Raw genomic sequence first — 17,584 nt, 5'->3', positions numbered from 1 at the left:
GAATGCTATGGAAACTTCATGCTCATCGTTGAAATCCTCATCGTTCTTCTGCTGATCGTGTTCAACGGCCTTCTGGCCATGTCGGAGCTTGCAGTGGTCTCGGCGCGGCCGGCGCGGCTGAAGGCGAAGCGCAGCCGCGGGGACAAGGGCGCAGGCCGAGCCCTCGCGCTTTCGTCCAATCCGGGACGCTTCCTTTCAACCGTCCAGATCGGCATCACGCTGGTAGGCGTCCTTTCAGGCGCCTTCTCGGGCGCCACGCTCGGCCAGAGGCTCGGCGGCTGGCTCGTTACGGTCGGTGTGTCACCGCAATTCGCCCACACGATCGGCGTTGGCGTTGTCGTGGCCGCCATCACCTATTTCTCGCTGATCATCGGCGAGCTGGTACCCAAGCAGGTTGCCCTCAAGAATCCCGAGAGGATCGCGATCAAGGTCGCACCTGCAATGACGCTGCTGGCGAAGATCGCGCTTCCGCTTGTCTGGCTGCTCGACGTCTCGGGGAGTTTCGTGCTCCGCCTGCTGGGCCAGTCTTCGGAGGAGAAGACACGCGTCACCGACGAGGAGATCAGGACCCTGATCGCCGAGGCCGAACACACTGGCACGATCGAATCGGACGAGCGGCGGATGATCGCCGGCGTCATGCGGCTCGGCGACCGCAAGGCGCGCGCCATCATGACGCCGCGCGGCGACGTCGACTGGATCGACCTGGCCGGCGATCAACAGGAGCTTGTCGAGCTTTTGAAGGAGACGCGGCATTCCCTCCTGCCGGCCGGCGAAGGGTCGATCGACGAGATCGTCGGCGTCGTCAAGGTGAGCGATCTTCTCGCCGCACAGGTGGCCGGCAAGCCGCTCGCCCCCCGCTCCTACCTTAAGACGGCGCCGATCGTGCACGACTTCGCCGATGCGCTGAACGTGCTTTCCCTGCTGCGGGAAGCGGAGGTCCCCATGGCGCTGGTGCATGACGAATACGGGCATTTCGAAGGCATCGTCACGCCGGCCGACATCCTCGAGACGATTGCGGGCGTCTTCCGCGCCGATGTCGAGGAAGGCGAGTTCGAGATCGTCCAGCGGGATGACGGCTCCTGGCTGCTGCCCGGCTCGATGCCGGCGGACGAGATGGCGGACCATCTCGGCATCGTGATACCGGAGCGGCGCAACTACACCACGCTTGCCGGCTTTCTTCTGGCCCATTTCGAGCACCTGCCAAGGACCGGCGAATGTGTCGATATTTCCGGCTGGCGTTTCGAGGTCGTCGATCTCGACGGGCATCGGATCGACAAGGTGGTGGCGAGCAAGGCGCCTTCCCCACCAGATCAATAATTGCGAAAGAAGCCGGCGGCTTGTAGCCGTCCGGCTCGCTACTTTGACATCCAGCCTCGGTCAGGCCGCCTGGGATTTCTTCTGCGCATCCGCGTCGCGGGCGGTCTTCAGGGCATGGGCCCACCAGGAAAGCTGGTCGAGCATGTCCTTGGCGCCCTGCTGAAGGAAATCGAAATCGGCAAGGTTCTTGCCCTCGTCCTTCACGGCAACCATGACCGGCCACATGATGTGAACGCCGGTGCGCGTCGGCGCCATCTGAAGTTCGACGGCAATCAGGCGGAGCTGCTCGACGGCGCGTGCTCCGCCGGTGCCGCCGTACCCGACAAATGCCACCGGCTTGTTGCTCCACTCGTTATAGGCGTAATCGAGCGCATTCTTCAGCACGGCCGTGGGCGCATGGTTATATTCGGCGGCCACAATGATATAGCCGTCGAGCTCGGCGATCTTCTTCTGCCAGCGCTGCGCCACCTCGTTCTTCGACGGTGCCCAGGCGGGAGAAGCCGGCTCGTCGAAGAATGGCATCGGATAGTCTCGAAGGTCGACGATCTCGACATCCATGTCGTCCCGCGCCTTGGCGACCTCGGCGATCCATGCCGCCGGCTTTTCCGAGAACCGGCCGGCTCGTGTGGTGCCGACAATGATTCCGATCTTGGGTTTGCTCATCAATCTTTCCCTCTAGAATCATTGCTGCCCATCGGAAACCAGGTATCCTATGGGTGACTGGTATCAAACAGATACCCGGCCTATATCGGTGAAACCACAGGCTCGTACAAGGAGGCACTTTATTGACACTCAGTCACCCGGACGAAACCTGCCGCGCTGTGAGCGACGTGCTCTCACGCATCGGCGATAAATGGACGGTGCTCGTCGTCGAGCTTCTGGGCGATGGCCCGATGCGGTTCAGCACGCTCAAGCGGCTGATCGGCAATATTTCGCAGAAGATGCTGACAACGACGCTGCGGGGGCTCGAAAGGGACGGCTTCGTGACGCGGACCGTCTATCCGACCATCCCGCCGCGAGTCGAATATGAGTTGACCGACCTGGGGCGCGAACTCCTGGTGCCGGTCCGCCGGCTGGCCGAATGGGCCAGGCTCAATATCGACCGCATCAATGCCGCGCGCGAACGCTACGACGCCGTATTGGAGGCTGCGGAATAGGCCGGGTTCAGTCTTCTGGAGGCACGGGCGTCGGAACGCCATTGGCATCCAGCGCGACCATGACGAAATCCGCCGAGGTGACCATTTCCATGGTGTGCGAAAGATAGCGCTGTGCCCAGGCTTCGACCTTGAGCGTCATGGAGGTGCGGCCGACCCGTTCTATGCTGGTATAGATGCCAAGCGTATCGCCGATCTTCATCGGTTTTGCGAAGGACATCTCCTTGACCGCGGCCGTCACCACGCGCCCCCTGGCCCTTTCCGCAGCACGGATGCCGCAGGCCAGATCCATCTGGGCCATGACCCAGCCGCCGAAGATGTCTCCCGCTGCATTGGCATCACCGGGCATGGCTTGCGTACGCAGTGTCAGTTCGCCATGAGGCTTCGCGGAATTTTCGGCCATGCAATCTTCCCTCTTGCTGAAACAGGATTCGGCGTAACCTTGTCGGGCGAAGCGGTCAACGTCATCCTGCTGCATAGTGGAATGTTGACGGATAACCGACGTAAGGTGTCGTCTTTGCCGTACCCGCGGCTTTTGACACTCGCCTAATCTTCGATGCCGACGATCGAACGAGGCAAGACGTGACCACCACCATCAAAGCCGCCATCTGCCGCGAATTCGGCAAGCCATTGATCATAGAGAACATCCGGATCGCACCGCCCGGCCCTGGCGAGGTGATGGTCGACATCAAGGCCTGCGCCATCTGCCATTCCGACATCTCCTATGCCGAAGGGGCGTGGGGCGGCGATCTGCCCGCCGTCTATGGCCACGAAGCGGCCGGCGTGGTCAGCCAAGTGGGTACGGGGGTGACCGACTTCAAAAACGGTGACCATGTCGTGGTCACGCTCATCCGCTCCTGCGGCGGCTGTCACTATTGCATGCAGGGCAGCAGGGTCATGTGCGAGGAAGTCTTCCCGCTCGACCAGAAAAGCCCGCTGAGCGACGCTACCGGCGAAGCTTATGTCCAGGCGATGCGCACCGGCGCCTTTGCCGAAAAAGTCGTCGTGCATGAGAGCCAGCTAGTAGCCATCCCGGGAGACATGCCTTTCGCGGAAGCTTCGCTGCTTGCCTGCGGCGTCATCACCGGCTTCGGGGCGGTCGTAAACACGGCCAGGGTGAAGCCCGGCCATCATGTGGCCGTCGTCGGCTGCGGTGGCGTGGGGCTGAACAGCATCCAGGGCGCGGCGATCGCCGGCGCCGGAACGATCGTCGCCATCGACCTCAGCGACAGCAAGCTGGAAGCGGCGCGCCGTTTCGGCGCTACCCATACCGTCAACCCGGCCAAAAGCGACGCGGCAGCGGAGATCAAGGCGTTCACGGCTGGGCGCGGCGTGGATTTCGTATTCGTCACGGTGGGAGCGAAGCCGGCCTTCGATCGCGCCTTCGACTACATCACCAAGAATGGCAGCGTCGTCGTGGTCGGCATGCCGCCGACGGGCGTCCTTGCCGAATACGACCCGGGCACGCTTGCTGCCTGGAACCAGAAGATCCTCGGCTCCAAGATGGGCGAAGCGACGATCGCGACCGACATCCCGCAACTCGTGGAGCACTATCGCGCCGGGCGATTGAAGCTCGACGAGCTCATCACCGGCCGTTACCCTCTCGGCGAGATCAACCAGGCTATCGCGGCGGTGAACGACGGTAAGGCGCTGCGGAATGTGATTGTGTTTTAGGCAGTCGGCAGATCGGCAGTCGCAAAAATTCGCTGTCGACTGCCGATTGCCGACCTGCCGACTGCCGCTCCGGAGGAACTCTTGAAAATCACCGACATCTCCACTTTTGTCGTTGGCAATCCGCCTCCGGGGCTCGGCGGCCGCTACTTCATCTTCGTGAAACTGACGACGGACGGCGGCGTGACCGGTTATGGCGAGGCTTACAACGCCACTTTCGGGCCGCATGTGACGGCGCGCATGATCGAGGACGTGGCCGAACGCTATCTGATCGGCAAAGACCCTCACGATGTCGAAAGCTTCTTCCGCCGCGCCTATTCCTCCGGTTTCAGCCAGCGACCGGACATCTCGATGATGGGCTGCGTCTCGGCGCTCGAAATGGCCTGCTGGGATATCATCGGCAAGGAGGCGGGCAAGCCGGTCTACAAGCTGATCGGTGGACAGGTGCATGAGCGGCTGCGCTCCTACACCTATCTTTACCCGCAGACGGGCAGTGCCGTCCCGGCGGAGGCGGACAATCCCGATCGCAACGTCTATAACGACCCCGATCTGGCGGCCGAGTGCGCCGCCGAATATGTGGCCCAGGGCTTCAACGCCGTGAAGCTCGATCCGGCCGGACCCTATACGGCCTTCGATGGTCACCAGCCCCGCCTCTGTGACATCGACCTTGCCGCCCGTATGATCAAGGCGATCCGTGAAGCGGTGGGCACCAGAGCTGATATCCTGTTCGGAACGCACGGCCAGTTCACCGCCTCCGGCGCACTGCGCATGGCGCGCGCCATCGAACCTTACGATCCGCTCTGGTTCGAGGAACCTGTTCCGCCCGACATGCCGGAAGTGATGGCCGAGGTGGCGCGCGGAACATCCATTCCGGTCGCGACCGGCGAGAGGCTCGCGACGAAATGGGAGTTCGCGCGTGTCATCGAGAACCGGGCCGCCACCATCCTGCAGCCTGATCTCGGTCGCGTGGGCGGCATTCTGGAAGCCAAAAAGATCGCTGCCATGGCCGAGGCGTATCACATACAGGTCGCGCCGCACTGCTATTGCGGGCCGATCGTGGCTGCGGCCAACATTCAGCTCGCCGCGACCCTGCCGAACTTTCTCATCCTGGAATCGATCAAGACCTGGGACGGCTTCCACGAAAAGCTTCTGAAAAGGAAGATCGAATGGGAGGACGGCTGGGTCATTCCGTCAAAAGAGCCCGGACTGGGCGTCGAGCTCGACGAGGCGGTCTGCAAGGCGCATCCTTACGACGGCCAGCGCCTGCACCTCGAAATGGCCCCTGATCCGCTGTTTCCTTGAACTCCCGATTGTCATCCCGGACGGGCGAGAGCCGGGACCCATTCCGTGACGCGGCAAGGTCACGGAATGGATCGCGGACAGCAGCATCGCTTCGCTCCGCCGCTTCCGCGATGACGAAGCGGTATTCTTCAACGAGTTATTTCCGCCACGAGTTCCGCCACGGTGCGGTCGAGCAGCTTCTTTCCCCCGCTTCGCCAGCCGAGCGCACGCAACTTGGTGGCATCCATAACATTGAGGCTGCCCGCATCTGCCGCTTGCGGCAGTGTATTTGCCGAGCCGGTCTCGCGCTGCACCAGAGCTAGAACATCGCGGCGATCAACGAGAATATCCGAGACGTTGAAGATCTCGCCCGCGATTTTGTCGGACGCCCCCTCCAGCATCAGGCGTGTTGCGCCGGCAACGTCCTGGCCATGCACCTCCGTGCCCGCGCGCGGCTCTATGGCCCGGCCAGCAAGGTAGTCCGCGAAAAGCGGCGCCCATTTATGCCGATGTCCCAATCCCGCGCTCCCATACACGCCTGTGACGCGCAGCACCGCTGGGGTGAAATTCCCGCTCGTCAGGTCAAGCAGCACCTTTTCCGCGCCGAGCTTGACTTCGCCATAGAGCGTGTCCGGATGCGGCTCGGTCGTTTCGTAAAGGGTGGCGCCCGGCGGCTGAGTTCCATAGACAGCGCGGCTGGAGAGGAAGACCGCGCGACCGATGCCGGCATTTCTCGCAGCCTCGAAGAGCTTCGCCGTCGCAGCGAGATTTCGCCGGCGGAACCCTTGCGCATCCTCTCCTTCCCCGCCACGGTATTTTCCCGGAAGGTGGTCGAAGGCGGCGTGAACGAAATGCCCGATCCCTTCGAACAGCCGTTCGTAGCCAGCGTCACGGTCGAGATCGAGTTCCGCAAAATCCACATGCCCGGAAAAGAAACCGGCCTCCGGACGGTGCCTGCCCGCAACCATCACCCGGTAACCGGCCGCCAACAAGCCTTCCACGATGAAGCGCCCGACAAAGCCTGTCCCGCCCGAGACAAGCACGCTTTTTGCGTTCCTAGAGCCGAGGATTGGGAAGGGCATCGACATCCGGGATTCCTTCGCCGCTGTGATAGGCATGCCAGAGTTCGATCAGTGGGCCCAGACGGTCGGCCTTCGGATGATCCTTCTCCCAGGGCTTTTCATATTGGTAATGGACGACCGAGATCGACTTCCAGTCCCACAGTTCCGGCAGGTTGAACCAGACATATTGCAGCATGTTGAAGAAGACCGGCAGGCCGTGCCAGTCGGGAAAGAAGGCCTGCAGGAAGGTCTGGTCGGTGCGCCGCCAATAGGCGTCCGGAGCATCGAGCTTCGCCAGCATCCTGGCAAATGTCTCTTCCGAGGGCTTGGCGACGAAAACGCCGGAATTCAGCCGATGAAAATCCGCCAGCGTCTCATAGACGTTGGGAGCGGCGGAAAATTCCGGATAGGCGAACAGCCGGTCGATGTTGCGCAGTACCAACGCGTCGGCGTCTATGAAGATGACCGTTTCATATTCGGTCAATTGCCAGAGCCTCAATTTGGCGAAATTGTCGAGCGGCGTATGGAAGGCCGGCTTCTTGCCTTTGGTGAAAGGGGCATCGGCGTGAATTTTCGCCCTCGCATGGCGCTCATTGAAGGCTGCGGAGGTCGGCAGCAGGTCGGCCGTGACGAGACGCGCCCCCAGGGCCCGCAGCATATCCAGATCCGACGCGCCGACCCCGCCCGTGTGCAGCACGACCATATCTGCCGTCGCGCCTGCCAGTTTCAGCGAACGCAGTAGCGCCGCCGCACCCGTCGCATAATCGGCGTTTGTGACCAGCGTCACATAGGCGTTGTGGCGACCAGTCATCGCTGTTCCTGAAACGCTCCCCTATCAGAAGAATTGCAGCAGGCCGATGGATATCTCAGGAACATGGGTGATCACCATCAGGCAAACGAGGCAGACCAGCACGAAAGGCAGGAGCTTCGGGATCACGCGTTGCAACGGCAATCCCGCCACCTGGCAGGCAGCGAAGAGATTCACGCCGAGTGGCGGCGTGATCATGCCAAGCGCGAGATTGACCACCATGATCAACCCGAAATGGACCGGATCGACACCGAAGGAGATCGCGACAGGGGCAAGGATCGGCGCCAGCACGATGATCGCCGCCGAGGTCTCTATGAACATGCCGACGACGAACAGAAAGATGTTGACTGCCAGCAGGAAGGTCAGGTGGCTGTCCATCATCTCCCCAAGCCACGCACCGATGGTTGCCGGCACACCCGCCCGCGTGATCAGGAACGAGAAGAGGCCGGCCGCAGCAATGATGAACATGATGATGGTCGAGGAAATCACCGAGCGGCGGAGAACCCCGACGATCTCCTTCACGCCCAGGGTGCGGTAGACGAACACGCCGAGAAGAAGGGCGTAGAAGACCGCGACCACCGATGCCTCGGTCGGGGTAAAGACGCCCTGATAGATGCCGCCGACAATGATGACCGGCATGAGCAGGGCCAGGAAAGCCTGCTTGACCGCCGACAGAAGATCGAGCCGGTCGACATGGTCATTGGCACCCCAGCCATTCCAACGGCAATAGAAATAGACGAAGATCATCAGCGCGCCGCCGATCAGCAGGCCCGGGCCGAAGCCGGCGACGAAAAGCGAGCCGATCGAGACCTCGGCACTGACACCATAAAGGATGAGCGGGATCGACGGCGGAATGATGACACCGAGTTCAGCGGAGGTCGCCTGAAGCGCGGCGGCGAAGCTTTTCGGGTATCCATGGCGGGCCATGGCCGGGATGAGGATCGCGCCGATGGCGAAAGTCGTCGCCACGGACGAGCCTGACACCGAGGCAAAGATCATGCAGGTGAGCACGCAGGAGCAGGCAAGCCCGCCCCGCACGCCGCCGACGATCGTCTTGGCGAATTCGACCAGCCGGGCGGAGATGCCGCCCGCTTCCATGAGATTGCCCGCCAGGATGAAGAACGGCACAGCCATCAGCGGGAAGGAATCGATGGAGGTCATCAGCTTCTGTGCCGCAACCAGCAGCGGCAGCGGCGTGAAAAAGGCGATGCCTCCGATCGAGGCCGCAGCTATGGCGATCGCAATGGGTACGCCTGCGGCGAACAGAACCACCATGGCGATAAGCATGAATGTGGACATCGCCGCTCAGACCTCGTGGATTTCCTGCTCGGCGGCAGGGCGGGGAGGATTGACCAGGTCTTCAACCAGGCGTGCCAGCACCGCGACGACGGACAGCGCCGCGCCCACCGGTATGGCCGCATAGACGATGCCTATCGATATGCGCATGCCGGTGATCGGGTCGACGAGGCCGGCCAGCGTCTGCGAACTCGTCCGCTCGGCCATCAGCCAGCCGTACCAGATCATCACGCAGAGCACCGCAAGCGTGACGGCGGCTATAACCAGCGAAAGCAGCCGGCGCACCGCATCGGGGACAAGCTCGAATATGAGATCTATCGAGATCAGTGCGCCCATCCGCAGGGTTGCGACGAGACCGAGATAGACCATCCATATCATCAGCGCCCGCGCCGTGACCTCTGACCAGGTGGACGGGCTTTCGAGCACGAAACGGGTAATGACCTGGTAGAAGGTGACGCAGGACATCAGGGCCAGGAGCACCATGGCGACACTCAGCGAAAGCCGGACCACCCAGCGATCTATGGTCTGAAGAACAGATAGCATCGAGCGCCCTTGTCCGATGCCGGACGCTGATCGCGTCCGGCCTGGTTGCTGGAAGGCGGAAACGGCCTAGTACTTATAGTTGCGGATAGCCTCCAGGCGCTCCTTGCCAAACTGTTCGGCATATTTCGCCATCAGCGGCTCGAGTGCCTTTTCGAAGGCTTCCCGATCGACATTATCGACCACTTCCATGCCCTGGCTGCGCAGCGTTTCGACGCCCGATTCGGCGTCGGCGCGAACCTTCTCGCGCATGGCCTTGGCGGCGACCTTCGCGGCTTCCTTGAAGGCGGTCTTCTCCTCGTCGGTCAGACCGTCCCAGACGACCGGCGAAAGAATGATGAGCGCCGGGGAATAGACGTGATTGGTCAGTGACAGATATTTCTGCACTTCCGAAAATTTCGCCGAGACAATCACGCCGATCGGATTCTCCTGGCCATCGACCGTGCCCTGCTGGAGCGCGGTGAACAGTTCGGGAAAGGCCATGGGCGTCGGCAATATGCCGATCTGGCTGAAGGCTTCCATATGCACTGGATTTTCCATGGTGCGGATCTTGAGGCCGGCGGCGTCCTCGGGCTTCTCCACCGCATGTCTGGAATTGGTGAGATTGCGGAAGCCGTTTTCCGTCCAGGCCAGCGCGATCAGATCATGCTCGGGAAACTTGTCCAGGATCTCCTGCCCGATCGGGCCGTCAAGCACCGCATGCGCATGCTCGTAATCCTTGAAAAGGAAGGGAATGTCGGTAATCAGCGTATCGGGCACGAAATTGCCAACCGGCCCGGTTGAGGTAAGCACGATGTCGACGGTGCCGATCTGGGCGCCTTCGACCATTTCGCGCTCGCCGCCCAGCGCATTCGACGGATAGCCCTTCACAGTGTATTTGCCATTCGTGCGCTTTGCTATTTCTTCCGCCAGCACCTGTGCGCCAACGCCATAATGCGAGGTTTCCGGCAGCGAATAGCCGGCCTTGAGCTCGACCGCGTAAACGGTTCCCGCCATCAGCATGGCCGCACCGAAGGCGATGCCAGCCCATGCTTTCGTCATAAAAATCATCTGGAAATCCTCCCCGATTGATTGATCTTCCCCGTCGCAGGGTTCGCCCGGTCTTTTGGTTTGCCAACGGGCACAATGTCAACTGGCAATAGAGGATAAGGTCGGCGGCACACCGGCTTCGGGAGCCAGCGCACCGCCGTGGAAGGTGGAAGGGAGCTCAGGAGACGCTTTTCAGGCGCTTGCCTTCCGGATCATGTTCCAGCGTCGGCGCAATGTCCCTGGTCCATGCGGAGACGGCGGGAATGCGGCTGCGATCGACGCGATAGGCGTATTTCCTGGCAACGTCGATCACTTCCTCCAGCAGCCCCTCGGCGAGTGTGATCGGGTTGAGGCCGAGCGCCAGGAACTGCTCGTTCTCCACCACCAGATCGTTTTCCGCCGCCTCCTTGCGCGGATTGGGCAGATAGGCCACCTGCCCGCCCGTCAGCCCGGCCACGAGCTCGGCAAGATCACGCACCCGGTGCGTCTCCGTCATCTGGTTGAAGATCTTCACGCGGTCGCCGCGTTGCGGCGGGCTCTTCAGAGCCAGTTCGATGCAGCGCACCGAATCCTGGATATGGATGAAGGCGCGGGTCTGGCCGCCGGTGCCGTGCACCGTCAGCGGATAGCCGATCGCCGCCTGGATCAGGAAGCGGTTCAGCACCGTCCCGTAATCGCCGTCATAGTCGAAGCGGTTGATGAGCTGTTCATGCCGCCTGGTCTGCTCGGTATGCGTGCCCCAGACAATGCCCTGATGCAGGTCGGTGATCCTCAGCCCGTCGTTCTTGGCGTAGAACTGGAACAGAAGCTGATCCAGGCACTTGGTCATATGATAGATCGAGCCGGGATTGGCCGGATACAGTATCTCCTGCTTCACCGTTTCGCCATCCAGCGTGTCTATGCCGACCGGCAGATAGCCCTCGGGGATGGCCGCGCCAACCGTCGAATAGCCGTAGACGCCCATGGTGCCGAGATGGACGAGATGAGCGTCCAGATCGACCGCGACCAGCGCATTGAGCAGGTTGTGCGTCGCGTTGACGTTGTTGTTGACCGTATAGTTCTTGTGACGGTCGCTCTTCATCGAATAGGGCGCGGCGCGTTGCTCGGCAAAGTGGATGATCGCATCCGGCCGGTTTTCGGCCAGCCACGCCTTCAGCACCTCGTAGTCGCGCGCCAGATCGATGAGATGGAAATGGATGCGCCGGCCGGTCTCCTGGTGCCAGATGCGCGTGCGCTCCTGTATCGAGTCCATCGGCGTCAGCGACTGGACACCCAGTTCCGTGTCGATCCACCGCCGGGAAAGATTGTCGAGAATATGGACGTCATGCCCCTGCTCCGACAAATGCAAAGATGTCGGCCAGCCGACAAAGCCGTCGCCGCCAAGGACTGCAATCTTCATCGAATCGTTCCCTTCCTGAATATATGACAGCGATTAGATGCCATATGTGACAGAAATTGTATTCTACGGTTGCAAACCCGATAGGAACATAGCTGCGGTATTTTTTCCCGATGCAGCCGCGGGTGAGTTCATATGTCCGCCATAATAGTGTAATATGTTATTTCGCCCTGATGCAGCAGGCTGGCGCTGGCAATGCGTTTGGGTGCTGCGGGACAAGCGGTATACCGCTTCCGCATTGTGGAGGAGGATCGGTCATGGCTGGTTCCAGAAAGGCCGATATTGGCATTTACGATACCGAGGATTTGGCCCTGATGCAGGATGCTATCGAAGCGGTATGCACCGAACTCGGCATAAAATCCACGGATCGTGCCAAACGCGAGGCAGTCGCAGGCAGAGTCATGCGGACCTGGCGGAATGGCGCACGCATGCCGCTCAACCTCGTGCATGCCGGACTGGACTGCAACGCCTGAGTTGCGGAATTCCGCGCAGCCGCGGGCGGATTCTCGACGAGAAGATTCTTCGCAGGCACGATCTCGAAAAGCTGACTGGATCCAAGGACAGAGCGGGCCGGTTCTGAGCCGGACGGTTTTCGCAGGTCCGCCTTTGTGGCGTTCCGGCTTGCGCCCCACATCCGGCAAGACACATGGACCATGCGCCTCTCCAATGGCAGAATGGACAATGGCGGACAGCAAGATGAGCGATGCCGTTACCGTACCGCGGACGAGAACGAAGCCCAAGACCGAACGGCCGAAGCTTCACAAGGTCATTCTTGTCAATGACGACTTCACACCGCGCGAATTCGTGGTTCGCGTGCTCGAGGCCGAATTCCGGCTGAGCGAAGACCAGGCCTATCGGGTGATGATCACGGCGCATCGCCGGGGCGTCTGCGTGGTGGCCGTCTTTACCAAGGATGTCGCCGAGACCAAGGCCACGCGGGCAACCGACGCTGGCAAACGCGCCGGATACCCTCTTCTGTTTACGACCGAGCCGGAAGAATGACCGCGTAGAAGGCGTCGCGCCGCCCCTGCCCGGCCGAAGATGTATTCCGGTCGGAGAATTGCCCTATTGCGGCGCTCAGAAGCAGTCCGCAACAAGATCTCAGGCTGATTTCACGGTTGCATTCATGCCCCATTCGACCCCGAATGGGTCGCGCAGGAGACCCCAGCGATCGCCCCAGAACATCGTGTCCAGCGGCATGACGACCTCGCAGCCCGCATCGACGGCGCGCTGCCACCACTGATCGATCTCCTCGCTCGCCAGGTGAAGCTGCAGGGTATAGCCCTGCGGTTTCTCGGCCGGATGGCCATGTTCGGGATAACCGTCGGACAGCATCAGCGACGAGCCGTTGACATGCACATGAACATGCATGGTACGGCCCTTCTCGTCCGGCGGATAGAAGAAGACCTGCTCCGCGCCGAAAGCCTTTCCGTAGAATTCAGCCGCCTTCAGCGCGCCGTTGTCTATCGTCAGGTAAGGGGTAAGCCCGCCGAGAACCTTCATCTGCTGCGGGGCGGTTTCTGTCGTATCGCTCATCGTCGGTATCCTCCTGATTGGATCGTGCCGGTGGAAATTGTCTGAAAGACGAACCAAAAAGCGGGAATCCGACGGGCTGGCGCAATTTTTGTTCCTCGATTCCGCTCTTCCCGGTCACGAAAAATTTCGTGAAGAAGATGAAGTTGCGGGAACCGTCGCCCTTCGGTGTCATTCTTCCGTCTGAATGGGCAAGCTATGGACAGCTGAAGGGGCCAGTCCGACAATCGAGTTGAAAGAGAACATGCGACGCCTGGAGATCCTGGACGGCATGCGAGGATATTTCCTCGTATTCATGATGCTGAACCATCTGTCATTCGCCGGTGGTTATTTGCTGGTGAAGTTCAATCACGGCGAACTTGGCTATGTCCAGGACGCACAAGGTTTCGTTTTCTTGTCGGGCCTGCTGGTCGGCATGGTCTATGCCAACCGGATGCGCAAGCAGGGCTATGCAGCCGGTGCGCTCAAGGTGCGCAAGCGTGCCTTCGAACTCTACCGCTACGCGATCGGCTGCATTGCAACAATCGTGATCCTGGGCATGCTATTGAAAGGATCTCAGACTTATTGGGAGCCTTGGCTCTGGGACCTCAGCAAGCCCGATCCCTTCTTCGCGGTCGCCGCGGCGCTGCTGCTCTACCAGCCGACCTATATGGACATTCTGCCGCAATACATCGTCTATCTGCTGGTTTCGCCGCCCCTCATATGGCTGTGCGTGACCGGGCACTGGCGGGCGGTCGTGGCGATGTCCGCCATCCTGTGGCTCGCCGTCCAGGTAGGGCTCAACTACCCGCTGGCGGACGGTATCCGCGCTTTCTTGGCCTGGCTCTATGACGGCGATACCTTCCGCACGGCATTCAACGTCCTTGCCTGGCAGATTGTCTTCATGTCGGGTCTCGTTCTCGGCGCCCTGACCGCGACGGGTCAGATCGACTGGAAAAAGGCGATGGACCCGCAGCGCACCGTCTGGGCCTGGACGGCCCTTGCCGGCGTGCTGATCTTCATGGCCATACGACTCGGCTTCACCTTCAAGATCATGCCCGAGGACATGGCCAAGCAATTTGCCGGCCTGGATGACCGCGTAGAATTCAGCTTCATCTATCTGGCGAATTTCGCCGCCACCGGTTACCTGGTCGCCTGGACGGTGATGGCCGGGCCGAGATCAGAGAATGCAGTCGTGCGCGCGCTTGGCAACGGGCTCAGCCTTGTCTTCAGCCTCTCCTTCCTGAGGCTGCTCGGACGACATTCGCTGCAGGTCTACAGCTTCCACGTGATCCTGGTCTATCTGCTGAAGGCCTTCGATTACCACCATGGGCCCTTCACGGAATGGAGCAAGACGGCAATCGCCCTTACGGCAGTGGCATCGCTCGCCATTCCCGCCCTCTATCGCGAGCGGGACAGATTCTTCGGCAAGCGGGAGGCCCCGGCAAAGGCTTGATTCTATCGCCCGGGCCGACCGGTCTTGCCCGGGCGGCGTTTCTGACGCCGCTCATCCGCCGGATCCTCGTATGAGCCGATGCCCGTCCGTTCCCGGCGGACGGGTTTTGCATCTTCAGCTCTTGGCGACGAAACGGATTGCGGCTTGMCCGGCCGTGCCCGGCCAAGCGGCTTTTCCGTCCGGCCGACGGTCATCTCGTCGAGCGTATTCTTGCGGAATAGCGACGCCCTATGGTCCTCCGGAACGCCGTAATCGGAGCTGTGTGCCTCCGAGGCACTCTGCTTCTTGAAAAGGGAGCGCGGAGCATCGCCGGCGCGCCCGGCATAGCTGCCCGAGCGGCCCATATCGTCAAGCTCCGGCTTGGCGAAGAGGGTGGATTTGCCGCCCTGCCCCTCCGCCGTCCTGTGCCTTTGCCGGCCCTTGTTGTGCTGTCCCTTGCGCCGTCCGGAATCCGGACTTTCCAGTTCCACCTCGCGGGCAAGCGGATCGTCGGCAATGGCGAGTTCCGTCTCGCGCAGTCGCTTGATCTCGTCGCGCAGGCGCGCCGCCTTCTCGAAATCGAGGTCGGCAGCGGCATCGCGCATCTGCTTTTCCAGATGCTCCAGATGGGCTGCCATATTATTGCCTACAAGAGCGCCCTCCTCGGCAAAACCGGAAATGTCAGCGCGCACATGGTCGCGCTCGTAGACCGAGTCCAGGATATCGGCGATGTTCTTCTTGACGCTTTCCGGCGTGATGCCGTGCTCGGCATTGTATTCGAGCTGCTTCTCGCGCCGCCGGTTGGTCTCGTCCATCGCGCGCTGCATGGAGCCGGTGACGGTATCGGCATAAAGGATGACCTTCCCGTCGACATTTCGCGCCGCCCGGCCGATCGTCTGGATCAGCGAGGTCTCGGACCGGAGGAAGCCCTCCTTGTCGGCATCTAGGATGGCGACAAAGCCGCATTCGGGAATGTCGAGGCCCTCGCGCAGAAGATTGATGCCGACCAGCACGTCGAAGGCGCCGAGGCGCAGGTCGCGCAGGATCTCGATGCGCTCCAGCGTGTCGATGTCGGAATGCATGTAGCGGACGCGGATGCCCTGCTCATGCAGGTATTCCGTCAGGTCTTCGGCCATGCGCTTGGTCAGCACCGTCACCAGCGTGCGATAGCCCTTGGCCGTGGTTTCCCGAATCTCGCCCAGCACGTCATCAACCTGGGATTTGGCGGGACGCACCTCGACCGGCGGATCGATCAGGCCGGTCGGACGGATGACCTGCTCGGCAAAGACGCCGCCCGACTGCTCCATCTCCCAGGCGCCCGGGGTCGCCGAAACAGCGATGGTGAGCGGCCGCATCGCATCCCATTCCTCGAAGCGCAGCGGCCGGTTGTCCATGCACGACGGCAACCGGAAGCCGTATTCGGCCAGAGTGGCCTTGCGCCTGAAGTCCCCTCGGTACATGCCGCCGATCTGCGGCACCGTCACATGGCTCTCGTCGATGAAGATCAAGGCGTTGTCGGGGATGTATTCGAACAGTGTCGGAGGCGGCTCACCCGGCGCACGGCCGGTCAGATAGCGCGAATAGTTCTCGATGCCGGCGCAGGAGCCGGTCGCCTCCAGCATTTCCAGATCGAAGCGCGTGCGCTGCTCCAGCCGCTGCGCCTCCAGCAGACGGCCGGCCCGCGTCAGTTCCTCAAGTCGGAACCTGAGTTCCTCCTTGATCGACTTGATGGCCTGGTTGAGTGTCGGGCGCGGCGTCACATAGTGCGAATTGGCGTAGATCTTCACCGATTTCAGCGCATCGGTCTTCTTGCCCGTCAGCGGATCGAATTCGGTGATGGATTCGATCTCGTCCCCGAACATGGTGATGCGCCAGGCCCGGTCCTCGAGGTGGGCCGGAAATATCTCGATCGTGTCGCCGCGCACACGGAACGAGCCGCGCGTGAAATTGACATCCTGGCGCTTGTATTGCTGCTCCACCAGATCGGCCAGGAGCTGACGCTGGTCGAGCCTGTCGCCGACCTGCATCTGGAAGGTCATGGCCGTATAGGTCTCGACCGAGCCGATACCATAGATGCAGGAAACCGAGGCGACGATGATCACATCATCGCGTTCGAGCAGGGATCGCGTCGCCGAGTGGCGCATGCGGTCGATCTGCTCGTTGATGGAGGATTCCTTCTCCACGAAGGTATCAGTGCGCGGAACGTATGCCTCCGGCTGGTAGTAGTCGTAATAGGAGACGAAATATTCGACGGCATTGTTCGGGAAGAAGGACTTGAACTCGCCGTAAAGCTGGGCGGCCAGCGTCTTGTTGGGCGCCAGGATCAGCGCCGGGCGCTGCGTCTCCTCTATCACCTTGGCCATGGTGAAGGTCTTGCCCGAGCCGGTGACGCCGAGCAGCACCTGGGTGCGTTCATTCTCCCTTACACCCGCCACGAGATCGGCGATCGCCGTCGGCTGGTCGCCGGACGGCTCGAATGCGGTCTCCATCTTCAGCGCGATGCCGCCCTCGGATTTCTCCGGTCGGTCGGGCCGGTGAGGAGTCCAGATCTGGCCGTTCTTGTGCAGCGGATTGCCGCCTTCGATCAGCTTCGAAAGCGCGGCGACGGTCGCCGTCACGCCCGACGAATTGAGGGTTTCGGCCTCCTCCAGCGACACGTCCAGTCCCGCCACCGGATTGAGCCCGGCCGCCGCGCGTTCCTTCGCCGTTGCCGCGCCACCCATGGAAGTGCCGCGGGCGGTCCTGCTCGGCGCCGTGGAGCGCTCGGGTACCTTACGCGCCGCCTTACCCTCCCCTTTGTCCCCTTTGTAGGAAGGGTGGTCGGACACAATCCGACCGGGCGGGGATGAGGTTGAGGGGGAAGCCTTTTCCGCCTCGCGCGCGATCTCGTCGGCCCAGCCTGAAATCGAACCCGTCAGCGGCGCGCCTTCGAATTCCGCCTGCGGCGCTTCCTCGAATCCGTTTGGCGCGCCTGAACGCTCGTTGCCGCCGTTCACGACGGATTTCTTCTCAGGGGTTTTGGCCATGACCCGAATATGGAGAGACTCTTTGCGATTGCAAAGAGTGTAATCGCCAGGACGGACC

At 61.5% G+C, this 17,584-nt stretch carries 17 protein-coding genes; 7 read left to right on the top strand and 10 right to left on the bottom strand.

All coding sequences use genetic code 11. The features are described from left to right. Positions 1 to 18: 18 nt before the first annotated feature. Entirely contained in the window at positions 19 to 1,317 is a 1,299-nt protein-coding gene (locus tag L598_RS08725) for a hemolysin family protein (RefSeq protein ID WP_144861641.1), read from the top strand. Positions 1,318 to 1,377: 60 nt separating this feature from the next. Here L598_RS08725 and L598_RS08720 read toward each other — a convergent pair whose 3' ends face one another. After that, positions 1,378 to 1,980 (bottom strand): NAD(P)H-dependent oxidoreductase, encoded by a 603-nt coding sequence (locus L598_RS08720; protein ID WP_144861639.1) that lies wholly within the window; start codon positions 1,978 to 1,980, stop codon positions 1,378 to 1,380. Between the two features lie 122 nt (positions 1,981 to 2,102). Here L598_RS08720 and L598_RS08715 point away from each other — a divergent pair, with 122 nt between their 5' ends. Then, on the top strand, positions 2,103 to 2,474 hold the full coding sequence (locus L598_RS08715; RefSeq protein WP_144861637.1) for a helix-turn-helix domain-containing protein: 372 nt from the start codon (positions 2,103 to 2,105) through the stop codon (positions 2,472 to 2,474). 7 nt (positions 2,475 to 2,481) lie between these two features. Here the strand turns inward: L598_RS08715 and L598_RS08710 are convergent, their stop codons facing one another. After that, a complete protein-coding gene (locus tag L598_RS08710; protein ID WP_144861635.1) occupies positions 2,482 to 2,874 on the bottom strand; it encodes an acyl-CoA thioesterase in 393 nt (130 codons plus the stop codon). Between the two features lie 179 nt (positions 2,875 to 3,053). Here L598_RS08710 and L598_RS08705 point away from each other — a divergent pair, with 179 nt between their 5' ends. Next, on the top strand, positions 3,054 to 4,145 hold the full coding sequence (locus tag L598_RS08705; protein ID WP_246658685.1) for a Zn-dependent alcohol dehydrogenase: 1,092 nt from the start codon (positions 3,054 to 3,056) through the stop codon (positions 4,143 to 4,145). 81 nt (positions 4,146 to 4,226) lie between these two features. Continuing rightward, positions 4,227 to 5,444, top strand: a complete 1,218-nt coding sequence (locus tag L598_RS08700; protein WP_144861633.1) for a mandelate racemase/muconate lactonizing enzyme family protein — start codon at positions 4,227 to 4,229, stop codon at positions 5,442 to 5,444. 128 nt (positions 5,445 to 5,572) lie between these two features. Here L598_RS08700 and L598_RS08695 read toward each other — a convergent pair whose 3' ends face one another. The 6 genes from L598_RS08695 to L598_RS08670 all read right to left on the bottom strand — a co-directional run bounded on the left by L598_RS08695 (position 5,573) and on the right by L598_RS08670 (position 11,556). Beyond that, complete coding sequence (locus tag L598_RS08695) at positions 5,573 to 6,511, bottom strand: NAD(P)-dependent oxidoreductase (protein ID WP_246658684.1); 939 nt, start codon at positions 6,509 to 6,511, stop codon at positions 5,573 to 5,575. Further along, positions 6,480 to 7,295 carry a glycosyltransferase gene (locus L598_RS08690; protein WP_144861631.1) on the bottom strand — a complete coding sequence of 272 codons (816 nt, stop codon included), beginning with the start codon at positions 7,293 to 7,295 and terminating at the stop codon, positions 6,480 to 6,482. Before L598_RS08690 ends, L598_RS08695 begins: the two co-directional genes overlap by 32 nt. 24 nt (positions 7,296 to 7,319) lie before the next feature. Next, positions 7,320 to 8,591 carry a TRAP transporter large permease gene (locus tag L598_RS08685; RefSeq protein WP_144861629.1) on the bottom strand — a complete coding sequence of 424 codons (1,272 nt, stop codon included), beginning with the start codon at positions 8,589 to 8,591 and terminating at the stop codon, positions 7,320 to 7,322. Positions 8,592 to 8,597: 6 nt separating this feature from the next. Continuing rightward, positions 8,598 to 9,131 (bottom strand): TRAP transporter small permease, encoded by a 534-nt coding sequence (locus L598_RS08680; RefSeq protein WP_144861627.1) that lies wholly within the window; start codon positions 9,129 to 9,131, stop codon positions 8,598 to 8,600. Positions 9,132 to 9,197: 66 nt separating this feature from the next. Then, positions 9,198 to 10,178 carry a TRAP transporter substrate-binding protein gene (locus L598_RS08675; protein ID WP_144861625.1) on the bottom strand — a complete coding sequence of 327 codons (981 nt, stop codon included), beginning with the start codon at positions 10,176 to 10,178 and terminating at the stop codon, positions 9,198 to 9,200. Positions 10,179 to 10,335: 157 nt separating this feature from the next. Continuing rightward, entirely contained in the window at positions 10,336 to 11,556 is a 1,221-nt protein-coding gene (locus L598_RS08670) for an NAD-dependent epimerase/dehydratase family protein (RefSeq protein WP_144861623.1), read from the bottom strand. 254 nt (positions 11,557 to 11,810) lie between these two features. Here L598_RS08670 and L598_RS08665 point away from each other — a divergent pair, with 254 nt between their 5' ends. Together L598_RS08665 and clpS are read left to right on the top strand one after the other, a co-directional pair. Next, the gene (locus L598_RS08665; protein WP_144861621.1) at positions 11,811 to 12,026 is read left to right on the top strand and encodes a hypothetical protein; all 216 of its coding nucleotides are present in this window, start codon (positions 11,811 to 11,813) and stop codon (positions 12,024 to 12,026) included. Between the two features lie 223 nt (positions 12,027 to 12,249). Next, a complete protein-coding gene (clpS, locus tag L598_RS08660; RefSeq protein WP_144861619.1) occupies positions 12,250 to 12,555 on the top strand; it encodes an ATP-dependent Clp protease adapter ClpS in 306 nt (101 codons plus the stop codon). Positions 12,556 to 12,654: 99 nt separating this feature from the next. Here clpS and L598_RS08655 read toward each other — a convergent pair whose 3' ends face one another. Beyond that, positions 12,655 to 13,089 carry a glyoxalase/bleomycin resistance/extradiol dioxygenase family protein gene (locus L598_RS08655; RefSeq protein WP_144861617.1) on the bottom strand — a complete coding sequence of 145 codons (435 nt, stop codon included), beginning with the start codon at positions 13,087 to 13,089 and terminating at the stop codon, positions 12,655 to 12,657. Between the two features lie 241 nt (positions 13,090 to 13,330). Here L598_RS08655 and L598_RS08650 point away from each other — a divergent pair, with 241 nt between their 5' ends. After that, positions 13,331 to 14,521, top strand: coding sequence for an OpgC domain-containing protein (locus L598_RS08650; RefSeq protein ID WP_144861615.1), 1,191 nt, complete (start codon positions 13,331 to 13,333; stop codon positions 14,519 to 14,521). Positions 14,522 to 14,523: 2 nt separating this feature from the next. Here the strand turns inward: L598_RS08650 and uvrB are convergent, their stop codons facing one another. Then, a complete protein-coding gene (gene uvrB / locus L598_RS08645; protein WP_144861613.1) occupies positions 14,524 to 17,526 on the bottom strand; it encodes an excinuclease ABC subunit UvrB in 3,003 nt (1,000 codons plus the stop codon). Positions 17,527 to 17,584 lie beyond the last annotated feature (58 nt).

Origin of the sequence: Mesorhizobium sp. J18, from assembly GCF_007829525.1 — a bacterium.
Taxonomy (GTDB): domain Bacteria; phylum Pseudomonadota; class Alphaproteobacteria; order Rhizobiales; family Rhizobiaceae; genus VLJP01.
Note: the sequence above shows the minus strand (reverse complement) of the source record. Positions and strands in the feature narration are given on the sequence as shown.